The organism is Ensifer sesbaniae (genome assembly GCF_013283665.1).
Taxonomy (GTDB): domain Bacteria; phylum Pseudomonadota; class Alphaproteobacteria; order Rhizobiales; family Rhizobiaceae; genus Ensifer; species Ensifer sesbaniae.
In genome coordinates this window covers 2,297,569-2,314,520 of the sequence record NZ_JABEKU010000002.1, presented here as the reverse complement: position 1 = coordinate 2,314,520, position 16,952 = coordinate 2,297,569, and the positions used below count along the sequence as shown (strand labels likewise).

Here is a 16,952-nt window from a genome sequence, read left to right as displayed (position 1 = left end):
TCCATCATCGAGACCGTGACCGAGGTGCAGGGAGGCATTTCTCATGGAAACACTGAGCGTCAGGAACATCAGTCTGACCTATCCGGGCCTGTACTCGGACCAGGCGATCATCGCCTTGAAAGGTGTGAACCTTACCATCAACAGCGGCGATTTCGTCGTTGCATTGGGTGCTTCCGGCTGCGGAAAAACCACCTTGCTCAATCTGATGGCGGGCTTCATGGCCCCCTCGGAGGGCGATATCACGCTTGGCAACCACCAGGTCAACGGGCCGGGCGCCGAACGTGGCGTGGTCTTCCAGAAACACGCTCTTCTGCCGTGGCTCAACGTGATCGAGAACACCGAATTCGGTCTCAAGCTGCGTGGTGTCGACAAGGCGACGAGGCGGGAACTCGCCACCAGGAACCTCGCCTTGGTCGGGCTGCAGGACTTCCACCGGCACATGATCTATCACCTGTCGGGCGGCATGCAGCAACGCGTCGGCATTGCGCGGGCACTGACCTGCGATCCCGCCATGCTGCTGATGGACGAGCCGATGGCAGCGCTCGACGCGCTGACGCGAGAGACCATTCAGGAACTGCTGCTCAAGGTCTGGCAGCTCACCAACAAGATGTTCTTCTTCATCACCCACAGCGTCGAAGAGGCGCTGTTCCTCGGCTCGCGGCTGATCGTCATGTCGCCGCGCCCGGGCCGCATCACCCACACCTACGAGCTCGACTTCAACAAGCGTTTCCTCGCCGAGGGCAATGCGCGTGCGATCAAGTCCAGCCCGGAATTCATCCGCATGCGCGAGGAAGTGCTCGGCATCATCTATGGCGACGAACGTGCGTCCGGCAACCCGGAGGTGGCCCATGCTTGATAGAGTGACACGGGCCAAGCCCGCCAAGGCCGGAAAGATCTTCGGTGCGCCAGGTGACGGAAGCAGCGGCCTGATCAGTTTCGCAACGACGGTCGTTCTCGTCGCCCTCTGGTTCACCGTCACCGAATCCGGCTGGGTCAAACCGCTCTTCCTGCCGTCGCCGCTGGCGGTCTGGGACAAATTCATACTGGCGCTGACCGACGGCGTTTCGAACTCGACGCTGATAGAGCATACGCTCGCCAGTATCGGCCGCGTCTTCGGTGCCTTCCTGCTGGCGTTGGTGACGGCGGTGCCGATCGGCATCCTGATGGGGGTCAATCGCGTCGTGCGCGGCCTCTTCGATCCGATCATCGAATTTTACCGGCCGCTGCCGCCGCTTGCCTACCTGCCGCTGGTGATCATCTGGCTTGGCATCGGCGAGTTCCCGAAGGTGTTCCTGATCTATCTGGCGATCTTCGCGCCGATGGCGATTGCCGCAAGGGCAGGGGTACGTTCGGTCTCGACCGAACAGATCCACGCGGCCTATGCGATGGGAGCCACGCGCGGACAGGTGATCAGCCAGGTGATCATGAAGGCCGCCTTGCCCGAGATCTTCACCGGCATGCGCATCGGCATCGGCGTCGGCTGGACCACTCTGGTGGCCGCGGAAATGGTTGCTGCAAACCGAGGCCTGGGCTTCATGGTCCTCAACGCCGCCGAAAACCTCGAAAGCGATACCGTGATCATGGGCATCTTCATCATCGGCATCTTCGCTTTCGCCTTCGATCTTTTGATCCGCTACCTCGAAAAGGCGCTGATCCCCTGGAAGGGCCGCCTGTAACCGGCGGCAACTTCGACACTTTATCTGAATTCGGCCTGGCGGCCTTTTGAAGACGGCATTTCCCGTCTCCGGCGAAGCCATGCCTTCGGACCAAGCCAAAGGACAGGACCATGACACTCTCTGCAACCGATCTCAAAACCTTGTTCGATGCCTTCAACCGGCACGACATTGACGGGGTCATGCGCTTCTTCGCCGAGGACTGCGTATTCAATGCGGTCGGCGGGCCGGAGATCCACGGCACCCGCTTCGTCGGCACCGGAGCGATCGCAGATGCTTTCAGCAGCGTCTGGAAATCGATGCCGGATGCCGAGTGGGGCAACCATAGCCACTTCGTCGAGGGCGATCGCGGCGTGTCCGAATGGACCTTCTCGGGCACGGCGGCCGATGGCAGCCGCATCGAGGCGGAAGGCTGCGACCTCTTCACATTCCGCAACGGCAAGATCGTGCGCAAGCAGGCGTTCCGCAAGAACCGCCCGGTCCTGCAACCCCGCTACTGATGGCCTGGAGCAAGAGCCATGCAACTGCGCGCCACACCCCTCAAGCCCGCAAGGCAGCCGTTTGATCCGGCCTACGATCCCAACCATGCCCGCAGCCCCGGCACGGGCAAGGACTATGCGCCGACCTACTGGATTGGTACCGCCGGGCCCGAACCCGAGGATGACGGTCCCGTCACCCGGGACATCGATGTCGACGTCGCCATCATCGGTTCGGGCTATACCGGCCTCTCCTGTGCCATCCATCTGGCGCGCGACCACGGCATCAAGGCGACGGTGCTGGAGGCCAATGGCGTTGCCTGGGGCTGCAGCACCCGCAATGGCGGGCAGGCGCAGATTTCCGCCGGCCGGCTGAAGCGCTCGCAATGGATTGCCCGTTGGGGTGTGGATGTCGCCAGAAAGATGCATGCCGAGATCGCCGAAGGCTTCGACCTTTTCCGGGCGCTGGTCCGGGAACCGGAGATCGACTGCGATCCGCAGGACGGCGGCCATCTCTATATCGCCCACCGCGACAAGATGCTGCCGGCGCTCGAGAGCGAGGTTCGCGTCCTCAACGACACGTTTGGCTACCGAGCCCGCATGGTCTCGCGCGAGGAGATCCACCGCGATTTCGTCCGCGACGAGGAAGCGCGCGGGGCGATGTATGAGCCAGACGGCATGGGCATTCATGCGGCAAAGCTCGCCTTCGGCTACCTGAATCTCGCCCGCCGGCTTGGCGCAAAGGTGCATACCTCCAGTCCCGTGCTCTCCTGCACGGCGAAGGGTGGCTTGCACTACCTGACGACGCCAGGCGGCACGGTTCGTGCCCGCGCCGTCTGCATTGCAACCGCGGGCTACACGTCACCCGGCATGAATGCGCTCACGCGCCACCGGCTGATGCCGATCCTGTCGAACTCGATCGTCACCCGGCCGCTGACTGAAGGCGAGCAGCAGGCGCTGAACTTCAAGGCGCGCATACCGCTCACCGACACGCGCACACTCCGCCACTACTACCGCATGCTGCCCGATGGCCGCGTGCAGATCGGCAGTCGCAGCGCCATCACCGGGCGCGATGCCGGCAATCCGAAGCATCTCGAGCTGCTGCTCGGAGGTCTCTACCGCAAGTTTCCGGCGCTGAAGGGCATCGACATCGACTACTCCTGGTGGGGCTGGGTGGATGTCAGCCACGACATGATGCCGCGCATCTTCCAGCCGGATCCGGGCCAAAGGCTGTTCTACGCCATGGGTTATGGCGGCAACGGCGTCATGTATTCCGCCCAGGCCGGCCGCCGCATGGCCCAGATGGTCGCCGGCAAGGGCGGCGCCCTCGACCTTCCCATCTTCACCTCGCCCTTGCCGAGCCACGGGCTTTTGACGCCGTTCCGCCGGCTTGGCCAATGGGGAATGTACCGCTGGTACTACCTCCGCGACGAGATCCTCTAACTCTTTGAAATAATTCCCAGGAAAGGAACTGCCCCATGAAAATGACCACCGAGGAAGCCTTCGTCAAAGTCTTGCAGATGCATGGCCTCGAACATGCCTTCGGCATCATCGGCTCGGCCATGATGCCGGTGTCGGATCTGTTCCCCAAGGCCGGCATCAAGTTCTGGGACTGCGCCCACGAGACCAATGCCGGCATGATGGCCGACGGCTTCAGCCGCGCCACCGGCACGATGTCGATCGCGATCGGCCAGAACGGCCCCGGCGTCACCGGTTTCATCACGGCGATCAAGACCGCCTACTGGAACCACACGCCGCTTTTGATGGTCACGCCGCAGGCGGCCAACAAGACGATCGGCCAGGGCGGTTTCCAGGAAGTCGACCAGATGGCGATGTTTGAGGAGATGGTCTGCTATCAGGAGGAAGTGCGCGATCCCTCCCGCATTCCCGAGGTGCTGAACCGGGTCATCGAAAAAGCCTGGCGCGGCTGCGCCCCGGCGCAGATCAACATCCCGCGCGACTACTGGACCCAGGTCATCGACGTCGACCTGCCGGCAATCGTCCGTTTCGAGCGTCCGGCCGGCGGGCCGCAGGCGATCGCAGAAGCGGCCAAGTTGCTTTCAGAGGCGAAATTCCCGGTCATCCTCAATGGCGCCGGCGTCGTCATCGGCAATGCCATTGGCGATTCCATGAAGCTTGCCGAGCGGCTCGATGCACCGGTTTGCTGTGGCTATCAGCACAATGACGCCTTCCCCGGCAGCCATCGCCTGTCGGTCGGTCCGCTCGGCTACAACGGCTCGAAGGCGGCGATGGAGCTGATCTCCAAGGCCGACGTCGTACTGGCGCTCGGCACCCGGCTCAATCCCTTCTCGACCTTGCCGGGCTACGGCATCGACTATTGGCCGAAGAACGCCGCGATCATCCAGGTCGACATCAATGCCGACCGGATCGGCCTCACCAAGAAGGTGACGGTCGGCATCTGCGGCGACGCCAAGCAGGTCGCCCGCCAGATCCTCGAGCAGCTCTCGCCGTCGGCCGGTGATGCCGGCCGCGAGGAGCGCAAGGCTGCGATCCACCAGACCCGTTCGGCCTGGCAGCAGCAGCTCTCCTCCATGGATCACGAGGACGACGATCCGGGCACGGAGTGGAACGAGACCGCACGTTCGCGCGAGCCGAACCGCATGTCGCCGCGCCAGGCCTGGCGGGCGATCCAGGCGGCTCTGCCCAAGGAGGCGATCATCTCCACCGACATCGGCAACAATTGCGCGATCGGTAACGCCTATCCGACCTTCGAGGCCGGCCGGAAATATCTCGCACCCGGCATGTTCGGGCCCTGCGGTTACGGCTTCCCGTCGATCGTCGGCGCCAAGATCGGTTGCCCGGATGTGCCGGTGGTCGGCTTTGCCGGCGACGGGGCCTTCGGCATCTCGATGAACGAGATGGGTTCGATCGGCCGCGAGGGCTGGCCGGCCATCACCATGGTGATCTTCCGCAACTACCAATGGGGTGCGGAAAAGCGCAACACGACGCTTTGGTACGCCAACAATTTCGTCGGCACCGAGCTCAATCCCAATCTCTCCTACGCGAAAGTCGCCGAGGGCTGCGGCCTGAAGGGCGTTGCCGTCAATACCACGGCAGCACTGACCGAGGCGCTCTCCAATGCGATCGCCGACCAGAAGAACGGCGTGACGACTTTCATCGAAGTCATCCTCAACCAGGAGCTTGGCGAACCCTTCCGCCGCGACGCGATGAAGAAGCCGGTGCCGGTCGCCGGCATCGACCGTGCCGACATGCGTCCGCAGAAGCGGGCGTGACCGTTCACAGACCATGCCTGCCCGGTCAGCCCGGGCAGGCGAAGCTTCCCGCAAGCGACCGGAACGCAAACATGACCTTCACCGCCTCCGTCCACGAACGTTTCCGCAGCATGCCCTCTGGATTTTCGGCCTATTGGCCAGGCTTCGCCGTTACCGCGGCGGTCGCCGTTGCTGCGCAGTTCCTCTCCGACCACTATGGTGCGCCGGCCATGCTGATGGCGCTGCTGCTCGGCATTGCCTTTCATTTTCTCTCGGAGGAGGGGCGTTGCGTCGCCGGCATCGATTTCTGCGCCAAGAAGGTGCTGCGCATCGGCGTGGCGCTGCTCGGTATGCGCATCAGCGTCGACCTCCTGATCGGGCTTGGCGCCGGTACGATCCTGCTGCTCGTTTCTGCCATTGCCGCGACGATCGGTTTCGGGTTGCTCGCAGCCAAACTGCTCGGCCGCGGCTGGCGGTTGGCGCTCATCACCAGCGGTTCCGTCGCCATCTGCGGCGCCTCGGCGGCAATGGCGATCGCCGCGGTGCTGCCGAAGAACGAGTTTTCCGAGCGCAACCTGATCTTCACCGTGCTCTCGGTCACGGTACTCTCGACCCTTGCGATGATTGCCTATCCGATCATCGCCCAGACCATGGGGCTCGATGCGCGGGCGACCGGGATCTTCTTCGGTGGCACGATCCATGATGTCGCCCAGGTCGTCGGCGCCGGCTTTTCGGTCTCGCCGGAGGCGGGCGAGACGGCGACCCTCGTCAAGCTGATCCGCGTCACCATGCTGGCGCCGGTCGTGCTGACCTTCTCGCTGGCACTGCGCAAGGTGCCGCAGCTCGAGGGTGAGACCGGCAAGCGCCCGCCGCTGTTGCCCGGCTTCGTCGTCGCCTTCCTGATCTTTGCGGCGCTGAACTCCTTCGGCTTCGTGCCGGAAATGGTCGCAAAGGCCGGGATGGAGACCTCGCGCTGGGCGCTGCTCGCCGGCATCGTCGCCGTCGGCATGCGCACTTCGCTTCGCCGCGTGCTCGACGTCGGCGGCGATGCGGTCGCGCTGATCGTTGCCGAAACCATCTTCATCGCTCTCTTCATCCTCGTCGGCATTCACTATCTGGGGCACGCCTGATGAAACCGCTCGATCGCATTCTCGAAGCCGCGAAGGCCGCGCCGCGCCATATCGTGCTTGCCGAAGGGGAAGACCCGCGCATCGTCGAGGGGGGCCTCAGGGCCGTTCGTGCCGGTCTCGCCGAGATCACGCTCGTCGGTAGTCGGAAGATTGTCGAAGAGCGGCTGGAGGCCGCTGGTGCTGGGCCGGGCGAAATCCGCATCGAGGATCCGGCCTCGTCACCGCTTACCCGGCGCCTTGCTGCGGCTTACCATGAACTGCGTCGGAACAAGGGTGTGGATGCGGCAGCAGCGGGCGAAGCGGTGCGTTCGCCGCTCGTCTTTGCCGCCATGATGGTGCGGGAAGATGCGGCCGATGGTACGGTGGGGGGCGCGGTTGCGACCACCGCCGACACGGTGCGCGCCGCGCTCCAGACCATCGGCCCCGCGCCGGACGTCAGTCTCGTTTCGAGCTTCTTCCTGATGATGCTCTGTGCACCGCATCACGCGAAGAAGGGCGCTTTCGTCTTTGCCGATTGCGGTTTGGTGGTGGATCCGGATGCTGCGGGCCTCGCCGACATCGCCGTGACTTCGGCGCAGTCCTTCGAGGCGCTCTCCGGCCAGCCTGCGAAGGTGGCGATGCTCTCGTTTTCGACCGCGGGCAGTGCTGCGCACGAGCGCGTTTCCAAGGTGGTGGAGGCGACGAGGCTTGCCCATGCCGCCGCACCCGGTCTCGTCATCGATGGAGAACTGCAGTTCGACAGCGCCTTCGTCGAGGCGGTGAGCGCCGCTAAGGCACCCAACTCGGCGCTGCATGGCGAGGCCAATGTCTTCGTTTTCCCCAATCTCGATGCGGCGAATATCGGCTACAAGATCGCCCAGCGCATCGGCGGCGCCACCGCCATCGGCCCGATCCTGCAAGGGCTTGCTAAGCCCGCCAACGACCTTTCGCGTGGCTGCACTGTCGACGATGTCTTTCACATGATCGCCGTGACCGTCGTTCAGGCGTCAAACCGGCGGCCGACTGCACGTCCCCTTTAATGACAGCGGGTCAAAGGGACAAAGCATGCGGCAAGTCAAAGCGCTGCAGCGACACCTTTGTGTCTTTGATCCCTCGCGGCTCACGTCGGCGTGTGCGCAAGTTTGCGCGCAATGTCGAAGAAGGCGCTGACGAGCTTGCCGTTGCTGCGCTCGCGCAGGCAGATCAGCGCTTCGTCCATCAGCATCTCGGGCGCGTCGATTTCGATGGGAACGAGGCGGGCGTCCTGGCCAAACTCAGCGGAGGAGACGAAACCGACGCCGCCGCCGGCCGCCACGATCTCGCGAACGGCCTCACGGCCTTCGGCCTCGATCAGCGGCGTCAGCTGCACGCCGCATCGTGCCGCCATGGCCTCCAGCTTTTGCCGGGTTTTCGAACCTTGCTCGCGCATGACGAGCGGGTGTTTCACGAGCTCGGCGAAGGTGATCTTCTTCCGATTGTCCAGCGAATAGTTGAAGCTGGCAAAGGCGATGATTGGCGTGGAATTGAGTTTCAGGATGTCGAAATCGCTCGATTGCGGGATTTCGCCGAGAACGCCAATATCCGCCTCGTAGGCGTGCAGACTGGTGATGACCGTCTCGGTATTGCCGGAATCGATCGAGACCTGCACTGTCGGGTAGGTGCGCCGGAAGGCGGCAAGGATGTGCAGCAGGTGGTGGGCAGCGTCGGCGACGATGCGAAGCTTGCCGGCCCTGAGCGCCCGCGATTCCGAAAGAAGGTCCAGCGCCTGCTGCTCGACGTCGAACATGCGGCGCGTGACTTCAAGGAGGTGCTGGCCGGCCTGGGTCAGTGTCACCTGCTTCTTGTTTCGGTTGAAGAGCAGCACGTCGTACTCCTCCTCGAGCTTGCGTACCTGGTCCGAAACGGCAGGCTGGGTGAGGAACAGCGCTTCCGCAGCGCGCGAGAAGCCGCCATGGATTGCCACATTGTGGAAGGCGCGAAGCTGGACATAGCGCATGCGTGCGGACGCCTCTTCAGGATAGATTTGATCTATGGATTCATTAGAACGAACGATTTGATTTATGTAAAGCCGCAAAGGATAGTTTTCGGATTGCTGCTCTTTCCGGAACACGCCCATGAACCTGCCGGCTGTCGCCCTCGAGCTCGCCGCCGCAACCGTCCTGCTGCTCTATGCCGTCAGTCTCGTGAAGAAAGGCGTTGAAGCGGCGGCGGGCGACATCGTCGCGCGCACCGTCGGCGGCGCTGGTGGGCGGCCGCGCGCCGCCGCCTGCGGCTGCGCCGTTGCCATTGCCTTGCAGAGCTCGACGGCCGTCGCCATGCTTGCCGCCGGCTTCGCCGTCAGCGGCGCGCTGGCGCTTGATACCGGCCTGGCGGTGCTGCTCGGCGCCGATCTCGGTTCGGCGCTCGTCGTCAAGATCCTGTCCTTCGATCTCAATTGGCTGGCGCCGCTCTTGATTGCGGTGGGCGGCCTCATGCATCTGAAGGCCTCGGCGCGCAAGGCTGTTGAAGGCGGACGCGCCGTGCTCGGCATCGGCCTTCTGCTCCTGTCGCTGCAGATGATCGGCCATGCGACGCAGCCGCTCGCGCAAAGCCCGCTCCTGCCGTCCATCGTCGCTTTCATCGGCAGGGACGCGCTGACCGTGATGATCCTTGCGGCGCTTTTTACCTGGGCGCTGCATTCCAGCGTGGCGGCGATCCTGCTGATCCTGACCTTTGCCGCGAAAGGCATCGTGCCCATCGAGGTCGGCATACCCTTGGTTCTCGGCGTCAACATTGGCGGCGGGTTGATCGCGCTATGGCTGACGCGCGGTCTGCCGGTCGAGGGCCGGCGCCTGCCGCTTGGGAACCTCCTCTTTCGCGCCCTGTTCGGCGCAATGATCTTCGGCCTATTCTCGTTGCACGCCCCTTTCACCTGGCTTCCGGGTGATACGGCGGCCGGCCAACTCGTCAACCTGCATGTATTCTTCAACGCCACCCTGGTTCTCGTCGGAATGGTTTCCTGCGGCGCGATGGCGCGGCTCGTTCAGTTGCTCATGCCGGACGCCGCCGGTGCTGGCGACCACTCTGTCCATGTCAGCGCGCTCGACCGCACGCTGATCGACAAGCCGGCGCAGGCGCTCGCGGCCGCGGCGCGCGAAGTGCTGCACATGGGCAATCTCATTGCGCGAATGCTGGAGCCGGTCATGACTGTCATTCAGTCGCCGACGCCGGAGGCGGTCAAGACGCTGCGCGGCATCGACGCCGACATCCACCGGGCGCATAGCGAGATCAAGCTCTACATCGCCGCCGTCAACCGCGGTGTGCTCACCGAAGACCAATCCCGGCGCGGCATCGAGCTCACGGAGGCGGCGATCCATCTCGAATATGCCGGCGACGTCGTTGCGAAGAACCTTCTGCAAATGGCAGAGGAGCGGCTGGAGGGCGCGGGCACCTTCTCGCAGGCGGGCTGGCGCGAGCTCACCCTGCTGCACGCGGCCGTATCTTCCAATGTCAGGCTCGCGGCCAATCTTCTCGTCTCCCCCGACCCGGTAATTGCCCGCGAGATGGTCCGGCAAAAGGAACACGTGCGCCGCCTCGTCGAGGAGAGCAGCAAGAGCCATCTGGAGCGGCTTCGCCAAGGGGTGGCGGCGAGCATCCTGTCGAGCGACATGCATCTGGAGATCGTGCGGGCGCTGAAGGAGGTCAATTCACTGGTGACGGCCATGGCCTATCCGCGTCTGCGCGACAGCGGAGATCTGCTCGAAAGCCGTCTGGTTCCCGCAGCCTAGATGTATAAGTACAGTCTATATATTGATACAAAAGAACGATTTTACAGATACATGTTTCCACCGCATTGTCTTTCTCGAACACGCCAACTGCGAGGACGGACCATGCCAAACACCGCTTCTGACAGAACCATCGCGCCCCTGGAAAAGCCGAGACTCGGCGAACCCTATCTCCTGACGCCCGGCCCGCTGACCACGGCCTATGAAGTCAAGGAAGCGATGCTGAAGGATTGGGGGTCCTGGGACGGCGATTTCCGCGCGATGACCGCCAGACTTCGCGGCGAGTTGCTTGAGATTGCAGGCGATACCGAGGGTGAGTTCGATTGCGTGCCGATGCAGGGCAGCGGCTCGTTCTCGGTCGAGGCGATGCTCGGCAGTTTCGTTCCGAAGGACGGCAAGGTACTGGTGCTGATGAACGGCGCCTATGGCAAGCGCATCGCCCAGACGCTCTCCTATCTCGGTCGCGATCACGTGACGATCGACAAGGGCGACTACATGCCACCGCGCGGTCCCGAAGTCGCCGCCGCGCTTGATGCCGATCCGGCGATCACCCATGTCGTCGTCGTCCATTGCGAGACCAGCTCGGGCATCCTCAATCCCCTGAAGGAGATCTCCGACACCGTCTACTCCCGCGGCCGCAAGCTGCTCGTCGATTCCATGAGCGCCTTCGGCGCCGTGCCGGCCGGTGTCAACGATTTCCGCTACGAGGCGATCGTCTCCTCCGCCAACAAATGTATCGAGGGCGTGCCCGGCTTCGGCTTCGTCATCGCCCGCAAGAGCGAGCTGGAGGCCGCCAAGGGTCTCAGCCATTCGCTGAGCCTCGATGTACATGCCCAATGGGAATACATGAACAAGACCGGCCAGTGGCGCTTCACGCCGCCAACCCATGTGGTCGCGGCTTTCCTGGAAGCGCTGCGGCTGCACCGGGAAGAGGGCGGTGTCGCCGGCCGCGGAGCCCGCTATGCCCGCAACCGCGACGTCATGGTCGCCGGAATGCGTGAGACCGGGTTCGAGACGCTGCTTGCCGACCAGTGGCTGTCGCCGATCATCGTCACCTTCTTCAGCCCGGCCCATCCGGCCTTCGCCTTCGATCGTTTCTACGACCTGATGAAGGAGAAGGGGTTCATCATCTATCCGGGCAAGTTGACCGTCGTCGACAGCTTCCGTGTGGGCTGCATCGGCCGCATGGACGAGCATGTCATGCGCTGCGTGGTCGCGGCTGCCCGCGAATCCCTGACCGAAATGGGCGTCGACAGCGCCGCCCCGCCGGCCGTTGCCCTTGAGGAACGCCGCCGCCTCGCTGCCTGAACACAGAGGAAACTCCCATGAACCAGATGTCCAAGATCACCGTCACCGCCAACCGCCGCACCTATCCCTGGCCGAAGGTTCCGGCCATCGCCATCTGCCTCGATGGCTGCGAACCGGCCTATCTCGACGAAGCCATCAAGGCCGGGCTGATGCCGACGCTCGAGCGCATCCGCAAGACCGGAACGGAGCGTACCGCGCTCAGCGTTATCCCGAGCTTCACCAACCCCAACAACCTGTCCATCGCCACCGGTCGACCGCCGGCGATCCACGGCATCTGCGGCAACTATCTCTACGAACCGCAGACCGGCAAGGAAGTGATGATGAACGACCCGCGCTTCCTGCGCGCGCCGACCATCTTCAAGGCGTTCTACGATGCCGGTGCAAAGGTCGCGGTCGTGACGGCGAAGGACAAGTTGCGGGCGCTTCTCGGCCATGGCCTCACCTTCGACGAGGGCAGGGCGATCTGCTTCTCGTCGGAAAAATCCGACAAGACGACCAGGGCGGAAAACGGCCTCGACAATGCTTCGGCCTGGCTCGGCCGGCCGGTGCCGGAAGTCTATTCGGCGGATCTTTCCGAGTTCGTCTTCGCCGCCGGCGTCAAGCTGCTCAAGGAATTCCGGCCGGATGTCATGTACCTGACGACGACCGACTACGTGCAGCACAAATACGCGCCGGGGGTGCCGCAGGCGAACGCCTTCTACGAGATGTTCGACAAGTACCTGACCGAACTCGACGCGCTGGGTGCGGCAATCATCGTCACCGCCGATCACGGCATGAAGCCGAAGCACAAGGCCGATGGTTCGCCGGATGTCGTCTACGTTCAGGACCTGCTCGACGAATGGCTCGGCAAGGACGCCGCGCGGGTGATCCTGCCGATCACCGACCCCTATGTCGTCCATCACGGCGCGCTCGGCTCGTTCGCCACGGCCTATCTGCCTGAAGGGACGGACAAGGAAGAGATCATCGAGCGCCTGCAGGCGATCGACGGCATCGACGTCGTGCTCTCCCGTCCGGAAGCCTGCGTGCGTTTCGACCTGCCCGACGACCGCATCGGCGATCTCGTGCTGATCTCGACCGAAAACAAGACGCTCGGCACCAGCGAGCACCGTCACGACCTTGCCGCGCTGAACGAGCCATTGCGCTCGCACGGTGGCCTGACCGAGCAGGAGGTCCCCTTCATCGCCAACCGCAAGCTGCCCGAGCTTTCGGCGGCCGGCACGTTGCGCAATTTCGATGCCTTCTTCTATGCGCTCGTCGCAGCCGCGCAAGCCGCACATTAGGGAGGGAGCGATGACCAAGGTGGAAACGACATTCGCAATTCGCCACGAGCCGATGCGGATCGCCGGCAAGGCGGTCGAGACCGAGGGGCGCATCGAGGTGCGTTACCCTTGGAACGATGCCGTGATCGGCACCGTGCCGGCGGGCAACGCCGAGCACGCCCGCAAGGCCTTCGAGATCGCGGCCGCCTACCAGCCGAAGCTGACGCGCTACGAGCGTCAGCGCATCCTGCTGAAGGCGGCGGAGCTGCTCGTCGCGCGCAAGGAGGAGATCTCCGACCTGATCACTCTGGAGCTCGGCATTTCGAAGCAGGATTCGCTTTACGAGGTCGGCCGCGCCTTCGACGTGCTGACGCTGTCCGGTCAGATGTGCATCCATGACGATGGCGAAATCTTCTCCTGCGACCTCACCCCGCACGGCAAGGCGCGCAAGATCTTCACCACCCGCGAACCGCTGACCGCCATTTCGGCGATCACGCCCTTCAACCACCCGCTCAACATGGTGGCACACAAGGTGGCGCCGGCCGTTGCGACGAACAATTGCGTGGTGTTGAAACCGACCGAACTGACGCCGATGACGGCGCTCGTCTTCGCCGACATTCTCTACGAAGCCGGCCTGCCGCCGGAGATGCTCTCGGTCGTGACCGGTTGGCCGGCCGATATCGGCATGGAGATGATCACCAACCCGAACTTCGACCTGATCACCTTCACGGGCAGCGTGCCGGTCGGAAAGCTGATTGCGGCGCACGCGCATTACAAGCGGCAGGTGCTGGAACTCGGCGGCAACGACCCGATGATCATCCTCAACGATCTGTCGGACGCCGATCTCGCCAAAGCAGCGGATCTCGCCGTTGCCGGCGCGACGAAGAATTCCGGCCAGCGTTGCACGGCGGTGAAGCGCATTCTCTGCCAGGAGAGCGTTGCCGACCGCTTCGTGCCGCTGGTGCTGGAGCGGGCGAAGAAGCTCAAGTTCGGCGATCCGATGGACCGCGCGACGGAACTCGGCACGGTCGTGCATGCGCGCGCGGCCGAAATCTTCGAGCGGCGCGTGCACCAGGCGGCCGAAGAGGGAGCGGAGATCCTCTACAACCCCGGCCGACAGGGTGCCCTGCTGCCGCCGATCGTGGTCGACCGGGTCGCGCACTCGAGCGAACTGGTGATGGAGGAAACCTTCGCGCCGATCATCCCGATCGTGCGCGCGCCCGATGACGACGACGCGCTGATCGCCCTGTCGAATTCGACGGCCTTCGGCCTTTCCTCCGGCGTCTGCACCAACGACTTCCGGCGCATGCAGAAATACATCGCCGGGCTGAAGGTCGGCACGGTCAACATCTGGGAAGTGCCGGGCTACCGCATCGAGATGAGCCCCTTCGGCGGCATCAAGGATTCGGGCAACGGCTACAAGGAAGGTGTCATCGAGGCGATGAAGAGCTTTACCAACGTCAAGACCTTCTCCCTGCCATGGTGATCTGAGCGTTTCCCCCGCGCAATCACCCTTCTGGGAGCTGCCGTGGCGGCTCCCTTTTTTGTTGTGCCGCCTGATGCTTTGACAGCCTTTTCCGGGTGCAATCGCAGATCTGCCTCGGGAATTTGCAGTCTTTCCGAAGTTCTATTGAAGGTTGCCGAAGATGTGACCGTTTGCCTGTCGATATGCCTGGTTTCGCGGCATGGCATCCATAGTTTTTATCTACTGAACGATAAGAATAATAAATTTTACTTACCGGAAACCGCTGCGCAGAATGTTTCCCGAAGCCGATCACAACAGGGCAGCATCAAGATTGCCCGCCGCGCTTCCCCGGTTTTTCCAGGACTTCAGAGGAGAACTTCAATCATGAACAGACGCATGCTCCTTGTGCTTGCCGGCGCCGCTTCCGCTGTGCTTCCTGCCATCGCTGCCGCTGAAACCCAACTGACCGTCTACACGGCGATCGAAGCCGTGGACCTCGATCGGTACAAGGCGACCTTCGAGAAGGCTCATCCGGACATCAAGATCAACTGGGTGCGCGACTCCACCGGCGTCATGACGGCCAAGCTTTTGGCCGAAAAGGACAATCCGCAGGCCGACGTCGTCTGGGGCCTTGCCGCCACATCGCTCCTGCTCCTGAAAACGGAAGGCATGCTGGAGCCTTACCAGCCTAAGGGTGTTGAGGTACTCGACAAGAAATTCGTCGACAAGGATAAGCCGCCGAGCTGGGTCGGCATGGACGCCTATGTCGCAGCACTCTGCTACAACACGGTCGAGGGCGAAAAGCTCGGCCTCAAGGCGCCGACGAGCTGGGACGACCTGACAAAGCCGGAATACAAGGGCCACATCGTGATGCCGAATCCGGCGTCGTCTGGCACCGGGTTCCTCGACGTCTCGGGCTGGATGCAGATGTGGGGCGAGGAGAAGGCCTGGGGCTTCATGGACAAGCTCCACGAGAACATCTCTGCCTATACCCATTCCGGCTCCAAGCCTTGCAAGATGGCCGGCGCCGGCGAAGCGGTGATCGGCGTTTCCTTCGAGTTCCCGGGCGCCAAGGCCAGGAGCGCTGGTGCGCCGATCGACATCATCTTTCCTTCGGAAGGTTCGGGCTGGGAGGCTGAGGCGACGGCGATCATTGCCGGTACGGCAAATCTCGAAGCCGCCAAGACGCTCGTCGACTGGTCGGTCACCAAGGAAGCCAACGAGATGTACAATGCCGGCTATGCCGTCGTTGCCTATCCGGGTGTCGCCAAGCAGGTCGAGCACCTGCCGTCCGACATCGCCTCGAAGATGATTGACAACGACTTCGAATGGGCCGCCAACCATCGGGCGGCGATCCTGAAGGAATGGCAGAAGCGTTACGACGCCAAGTCGGAACCGAAAAGCTGAGCCTGATCGGCCGGGCGTAGCGCCTTGGCGCTGCGCCCACCCGCATTCTCCCGAAATCCCTCAAGCAGCGGAGCTTGCAGATGAGGCATGCCCTGTCGATCGAACCGATGCCCACCAGCCGTCAGCGCCCCGCCGATTGTGCGGAACCGGCCCCCTATCTGCAGATCTCGGATTTGTGGAAGACCTATGGCGACTTCGTTGCGCTGCGCGACATATCGCTCAGCATCGCGCGGGGCGAATTCATCTGTTTCCTCGGCCCGTCCGGCTGCGGCAAGACGACGTTGTTGAGGGCAATTGCCGGCCTCGATCTGCAGACACGGGGCATCATCCTGCAGGACGGGCGCAATATCTCGACCCTGCCGGCCTCCAGCCGGGACTACGGCATCGTCTTCCAGTCCTACGCGCTCTTCCCGAACCTGACGATCGAACAGAACATCGCCTTTGGCCTGGAAAACACCGGCCGATCGAAGGCGGGGGTGGCGGCTCGTGTCGCTGAACTGCTGGAAATGGTCGGCCTTTCGGCCCACGGCAAGAAGTATCCGGCGCAACTTTCCGGCGGCCAGCAGCAACGCATCGCGCTTGCCCGCGCGATCGCCATCTCACCCGGGCTCTTGCTGCTCGACGAGCCGCTCTCCGCGCTCGACGCAAAGGTCCGTGTGCACCTCCGTCACGAGATCAAGGCACTGCAGCGCAAACTCGGCGTGACGACCATCATGGTCACGCACGACCAGGAGGAGGCGCTCGCCATGGCGGACCGGATCGTCGTCATGAACCACGGCGTCATCGAACAGGTCGGCCCGCCCACCGAAATCTATCGCCATCCCGAAACGCTGTTCGTCGCAGACTTCATCGGCGAGACCAATCAGTTTCCCGCGAGCGTGCTACGCGACGGTGAGGTCGAGATCGGCCATTCGGCCTTCTGCTGCTCGACCGAGGATTTTTCGGCCGGTCATGCGGCCACGGCTGTCGTGCGTCCCGTCGACATCATCCCGCATGGTGCCGATGCGCATGCCGCCAACGCCAGCGACCGGCCGGCAACGCCGCAGAACCTGATCGATGCGGAGGTGCGGGAAATGGAATTCCTCGGCATGTTCTGGCGCACGCGCCTGACGGCACCTCGCCTCGGCGAGCGCACGCTCGTCGCCGATTTTTCCGTCAACGCCGTCAGGCGCCTCAGGATCGAAACGGGCGGTGCCATCCAGGTGGAGATCCCGCGGGAGCGCCTGCTGCTCTATCCGAGGGGGGCCTGACGATGAAC

14 protein-coding genes are annotated in these 16,952 nt (G+C 63.4%); 13 read left to right on the top strand and 1 reads right to left on the bottom strand.

The window, feature by feature from the left end:
* The first annotated feature begins 43 nt into the window (after positions 1-43).
* The 7 genes from BHMPCIPO_RS28515 (at position 44) to pta (ending at position 7,531) form a co-directional block, all read left to right on the top strand.
* On the top strand, positions 44-856 hold the full coding sequence (locus BHMPCIPO_RS28515; protein WP_173520063.1) for a taurine ABC transporter ATP-binding protein: 813 nt from the start codon (positions 44-46) through the stop codon (positions 854-856).
* Entirely contained in the window at positions 849-1,676 is an 828-nt protein-coding gene (locus tag BHMPCIPO_RS28510; protein ID WP_173520062.1) for an ABC transporter permease subunit, read from the top strand. Before BHMPCIPO_RS28515 ends, BHMPCIPO_RS28510 begins: the two co-directional genes overlap by 8 nt.
* 110 nt (positions 1,677-1,786) lie before the next feature.
* Positions 1,787-2,173 carry a nuclear transport factor 2 family protein gene (locus tag BHMPCIPO_RS28505; RefSeq protein ID WP_173520061.1) on the top strand — a complete coding sequence of 129 codons (387 nt, stop codon included), beginning with the start codon at positions 1,787-1,789 and terminating at the stop codon, positions 2,171-2,173.
* An 18-nt stretch (positions 2,174-2,191) separates the two neighbouring features.
* Complete coding sequence (locus BHMPCIPO_RS28500; protein ID WP_173520060.1) at positions 2,192-3,592, top strand: NAD(P)/FAD-dependent oxidoreductase; 1,401 nt, start codon at positions 2,192-2,194, stop codon at positions 3,590-3,592.
* Positions 3,593-3,627: 35 nt separating this feature from the next.
* Positions 3,628-5,403, top strand: a complete 1,776-nt coding sequence (xsc, locus tag BHMPCIPO_RS28495) for a sulfoacetaldehyde acetyltransferase (protein WP_173520059.1) — start codon at positions 3,628-3,630, stop codon at positions 5,401-5,403.
* A 71-nt stretch (positions 5,404-5,474) separates the two neighbouring features.
* Positions 5,475-6,512 (top strand): YeiH family protein, encoded by a 1,038-nt coding sequence (locus BHMPCIPO_RS28490; RefSeq protein ID WP_173520058.1) that lies wholly within the window; start codon positions 5,475-5,477, stop codon positions 6,510-6,512.
* Complete coding sequence (gene pta, locus BHMPCIPO_RS28485) at positions 6,512-7,531, top strand: phosphate acetyltransferase (protein ID WP_173520057.1); 1,020 nt, start codon at positions 6,512-6,514, stop codon at positions 7,529-7,531. The genes BHMPCIPO_RS28490 and pta overlap by 1 nt, the downstream gene beginning before the upstream one ends.
* A gap of 80 nt (positions 7,532-7,611) precedes the next feature.
* Here the strand turns inward: pta and BHMPCIPO_RS28480 are convergent, their stop codons facing one another.
* On the bottom strand, positions 7,612-8,487 hold the full coding sequence (locus BHMPCIPO_RS28480) for a LysR substrate-binding domain-containing protein (RefSeq protein ID WP_173520056.1): 876 nt from the start codon (positions 8,485-8,487) through the stop codon (positions 7,612-7,614).
* Positions 8,488-8,605: 118 nt separating this feature from the next.
* On the opposite strand from BHMPCIPO_RS28480, the gene BHMPCIPO_RS28475 reads away from it, so the two are divergent.
* The 6 genes from BHMPCIPO_RS28475 to BHMPCIPO_RS28450 all read left to right on the top strand — a co-directional run bounded on the left by BHMPCIPO_RS28475 (position 8,606) and on the right by BHMPCIPO_RS28450 (position 16,944).
* Complete coding sequence (locus BHMPCIPO_RS28475) at positions 8,606-10,258, top strand: Na/Pi cotransporter family protein (protein WP_173520055.1); 1,653 nt, start codon at positions 8,606-8,608, stop codon at positions 10,256-10,258.
* 102 nt (positions 10,259-10,360) lie between these two features.
* Positions 10,361-11,563 (top strand): 2-aminoethylphosphonate--pyruvate transaminase, encoded by a 1,203-nt coding sequence (locus BHMPCIPO_RS28470; RefSeq protein ID WP_173520054.1) that lies wholly within the window; start codon positions 10,361-10,363, stop codon positions 11,561-11,563.
* A 17-nt stretch (positions 11,564-11,580) separates the two neighbouring features.
* Positions 11,581-12,843 carry a phosphonoacetate hydrolase gene (gene phnA, locus BHMPCIPO_RS28465; protein ID WP_173520053.1) on the top strand — a complete coding sequence of 421 codons (1,263 nt, stop codon included), beginning with the start codon at positions 11,581-11,583 and terminating at the stop codon, positions 12,841-12,843.
* A 10-nt stretch (positions 12,844-12,853) separates the two neighbouring features.
* Complete coding sequence (phnY, locus tag BHMPCIPO_RS28460) at positions 12,854-14,308, top strand: phosphonoacetaldehyde dehydrogenase (protein WP_173520052.1); 1,455 nt, start codon at positions 12,854-12,856, stop codon at positions 14,306-14,308.
* 363 nt (positions 14,309-14,671) lie between these two features.
* Positions 14,672-15,694: a putative 2-aminoethylphosphonate ABC transporter substrate-binding protein gene (locus BHMPCIPO_RS28455; protein ID WP_173520051.1), complete on the top strand. Its 1,023-nt coding sequence runs from the start codon at positions 14,672-14,674 to the stop codon at positions 15,692-15,694.
* A gap of 80 nt (positions 15,695-15,774) precedes the next feature.
* Entirely contained in the window at positions 15,775-16,944 is a 1,170-nt protein-coding gene (locus BHMPCIPO_RS28450) for a putative 2-aminoethylphosphonate ABC transporter ATP-binding protein (protein WP_173520050.1), read from the top strand.
* The last annotated feature ends 8 nt before the right edge of the window (positions 16,945-16,952 follow it).